This is a genomic window from Myxococcus sp. CA039A, assembly GCF_013336645.1.
Taxonomy (GTDB): Bacteria; Myxococcota; Myxococcia; order Myxococcales; family Myxococcaceae; genus Myxococcus; species Myxococcus llanfairpwllgwyngyllgogerychwyrndrobwllllantysiliogogogochensis.
This window is the reverse complement of record NZ_JABUMQ010000565.1, coordinates 1-3,450: the sequence shown is the minus strand read 5'-3', so window position 1 is coordinate 3,450 and position 3,450 is coordinate 1. Positions and strand designations below refer to the sequence as shown.

At 71.3% G+C, this 3,450-nt stretch carries 3 protein-coding genes; 2 read left to right on the top strand and 1 reads right to left on the bottom strand.

The window, feature by feature from the left end:
- Both HR086_RS45700 and HR086_RS45695 read left to right on the top strand, forming a co-directional pair.
- Window positions 1–1,289, top strand: a 1,289-nt coding sequence (locus tag HR086_RS45700; RefSeq protein WP_174468797.1) for an Hsp70 family protein, incomplete at its 5' end; no start/stop codon positions are given.
- Window positions 1,290–1,449: 160 nt separating this feature from the next.
- Window positions 1,450–2,034, top strand: coding sequence for an outer membrane beta-barrel protein (locus HR086_RS45695; protein ID WP_246137894.1), 585 nt, complete (start codon window positions 1,450–1,452; stop codon window positions 2,032–2,034).
- Window positions 2,035–2,044: 10 nt separating this feature from the next.
- On the opposite strand, the gene HR086_RS45690 is transcribed toward HR086_RS45695, so the two are convergent.
- Entirely contained in the window at window positions 2,045–3,388 is a 1,344-nt protein-coding gene (locus tag HR086_RS45690; RefSeq protein ID WP_174453002.1) for a glutamate--cysteine ligase, read from the bottom strand.
- Window positions 3,389–3,450 lie beyond the last annotated feature (62 nt).

The following is a 3,450-nucleotide window of genomic DNA, read 5'->3' as shown; positions in this document are numbered from 1 at the left end:
CCGCCGACCCGAGCGGCGATGCTTGCGTGGAGCTCGGTGGCCGACTCGTCGCGCCCACCCTCTTCACGGCCCTGCTCCTGCGCGAGCTCAAGCACGCCGCCACGACCTTCGTCGGACGCAAGGCCACCCGCGCCGTCATCTGCGCCCCCACCCACTTCACGGACCGCCAGCGCGCGGCCCTGCGTGACGCGGCCACCCTCGCGGGGCTCGACGCACAGCGCATCCTCACCGCCCCCGCCGCGGCCGCCCTGGCCCACGGACACGGACGCGGCCTGGCTCGCAAGCGCGTGCTCGTCATCGACCTGGGCGGCGGAGGACTCGGCGTCGCCGTGGTGCAAGTCACCGGCGATGACCTGGAGGTCATCACCACCGGCGGCGACCCCACGGTGGGTGGCCTGGACTTCGACGCCCGCATCGCGGAAGCCCTCGCCAGCGACCTCGCGGACCAGGGCATCCCCCGCCCTGAACACGCGCTCGATTGGGGCCCCCTGCGCACCGCCGCCGAGGCCGCCAAGGTGGCCCTCTCCGAGCGCGAACAGGTGGACGTCACCCTGCCCTCGGGCACCGTGCCCCCGCTGACCCGCGAGCGCATGGAGGCCCTCACCGCGGACCTCGCCCAGCGAGTGACGTCCGTCGTGCGCGAGGTGCTCGACTCGAACGCCCTCTCGCCCCAGGGCCTCGACGCCGTGCTGCTCGTGGGCGGACAGGGACGCACGCCCCTGGTCCGCCGCCGGCTGGAGGAAAGCCTGGGCGTCCCCGTGCGCGACGACGTCGACGCCCGAGGCGGCGTGGCCCTGGGCGCCGCGCTGCTCGGCCGCGGAATCGTGCTGGCTGAAGGCGGCAAGCCCGCCGCCTCCGTCTCCGAGGTGCTCTCCGCGCCCATCGGCGTCGCCGAGCGAGGAGGCACCCTGCGCCGAGTGCTCGAGCGCACGACGCGACTGCCCGCCGGCAAGACGCTGGTCATCCCCATCGCTCCGGGCCCCCTGGAGCTCGCCCTCTTCCAGGGCCCCTCGCCGCTCGCGGCGGAGAACGAGTACCTGGGTCGGCTCTCCCTCAATGTGGAGCGCGCGGGCGAGGTGGAGCTGCACTTCTCGCTCTCCGCCGACGGAGCCCTCTCGCTGGAAGCCACGCTGCCCGGAGTCCGCCGCCAGCCCGTCTCCCTCTCCCTGGAGGACCTGGACGACGCGGGGCGCGAGGCGCTCGTTGCCCGCTCGCCGCTGATTGGCGAGCCCGAGGCGCGTCCGGGCGGCCTGCTGTCCGGGTTGAAGAAGCTGTTCGGCCGCCGCTGAGCGCCTTCCCGTCCGGCTCCTCGCGGGCCCGGCGGTCCACCGCCAACCCAGCGGGCCCTCTCTGTAGCCGACTCAACGGATGCCCACCTTGTCGCTGACCGAAACTTCGGGGAGGTATGCGATGCGACGTTCGATGGTGGGAGGAGTCGCCGTGGCAGCCATGGCTCTGGCGAGCCCGGCTTTCGCGATTGAGGCCCAGCGAGTGGCCGGGGCCTTGGACATGAAGAAGGAGCCGGAGGTCGGCATGGACGTGCGACTGGGTCTCGGCAGCTTCACGGGAGACCTGGGCGAGGACGTCGGCGTGGGCGCCACGTTCGGCATCAACGCCGACGCCCAGGCGTGGAAGTACGTGGGAATCGAGGTGGGCTATGAGCTGCAACGCCTGCCCATCGACTCGCGTCGAATCGACGACGAGGATGCGGGCCTGTGGCGCAACAACTTCGGCGTGCTGGCCAAGGCCGGGCCGCTCATCGACCAGAAGTGGCGGCCCTTCGTCGGCGCCGGCTTCGGCCTGAGCTACCTGGACCCCTCCGACGGCGCGGACGACGTCTACCAGAACGACTGGATGACCGAGATTCCGCTCGCCGCCGGCGTGGACTATCGCTTCGGCAGCGTCCTGTTCGCGGGGGCCCGGGCCACCTATCGCCTGCTGGGCGGCGAGGACGTCGTCGACCGCCCAGGCACCAACAGCGCGGCGAAGGGCAGCCTCTTCAACGCGAACCTCACGCTGGGCGGCCGCTTCTAGCGGCCTCGCTTCACACGCTCGCCAGCGAGAGCACTGTCTCGGGGCGTGGGTCCTTCGCCCACGCCTCGAGCAGCACCGCCGCGGGAGAGCGCTTCGACGCGGCCACTTCCGCCAGCGGGTCCAGGAGGGGCGCGTCCGCAGCGTCCAGGCGCAGCAGACCCCGCCGGGCAATGCCCACCATCTCCTCCGCGAGCCGGTACAGCTCGTGCGTGCCCAGCTTCCCGGCCAGCCCCTCGCGGCGCGCGGTGTCGTGGAAGGCCAGGTGCTCGGTGTACGTGAGCTTCGGCAACAACCGCTCCGCCTCGTCCAGCGCCGTGGCGTCGTAGAGGATTCCGCGCCACAACGCTCCCAGCGCGCCCGTCATCGCCGCGTTTCCACAGTCCGCGCCGCGCACCTCGACGACCTTCTTCAGGCGCACCTCGGGGAAGAGCGTGGAGAGATGGTCGGTCCAGTCCGCCAGGTCCGGGGGCTGTCCCTCGAAGCCCTGCTCCAGCAACTGTCGGAAGGTGAGCTTCGGGTGCAGGTACTGGCCCTCGCGGCGCAGGAAGAGCAGCGGCGCGTCCATCGCCCATTCGACATAGGCCCGGTACGAGAAGGAGCCGTCGAAGAACGCGGGCAGGTAGCCACAGCGCGTCGGGTCCACCTCGTCCCAGACGCGGTTGCGGTAGGACAGGTAGCCAGAGGGCTTGCCGTCCACCAGCGGGCTGTTGGCGTACAGCGCGTTCATCACCGGGGAGAGCCGCGCCACCACCACCGTCTTCCGGACACAGTCCGCCTCGTCCTTCCAGTCGAGCGACACCTGTCCGGTGGCCGTCATCAACATCATGTTCAGCGCCAGCTGGCCCCGCTCCGGCAGGGTGCGCCGCATCACCAGGTAGCGCGACTTGGGCATCCACGGCATCGTCGCCGTCGTGCCCGTGGGGCGGTACCCCATCGTCACCAGCCGCAGCCCCAGCTCCCCCGCCGCCGCCTTCACCTGCTTCAGGTGGGCCAGGTTCTCCGCGTGCGCCTCGCGCGCCGTGTGGAAGGGGCTGCCGGACAGCTCGAACTGTCCACCCGGCTCCAGGGAGATGGTCGCCTCGCCGCGCTCCCGCTGGAGGGCGATGACCGGGGACTCGGGCGTCTCCCGGAAGGGGACATAGCCCTCGGGGGCCAGCCGGTTCAGCAGGGCCCCCACTCCGGACGGACCCTCGTAAGGGACAGGAGCGTCTGAACCCACGGGGAACAGCAGCTTCTCGTGTTCCAGGCCCAGACGAAGGTGGCCCTGGGGCTTCTCGGCGGACCGAAAACCCGACACCAACAGGTCGACGGAGGTGATCGGCTCGGAGTTGGCGCGCTTGAGGTCGAGGGACATGAGCGCGCCCTATATAACGTGTAACTCCAGAGCCGCTTTCGATTTGCACACCGGCCCCGCCA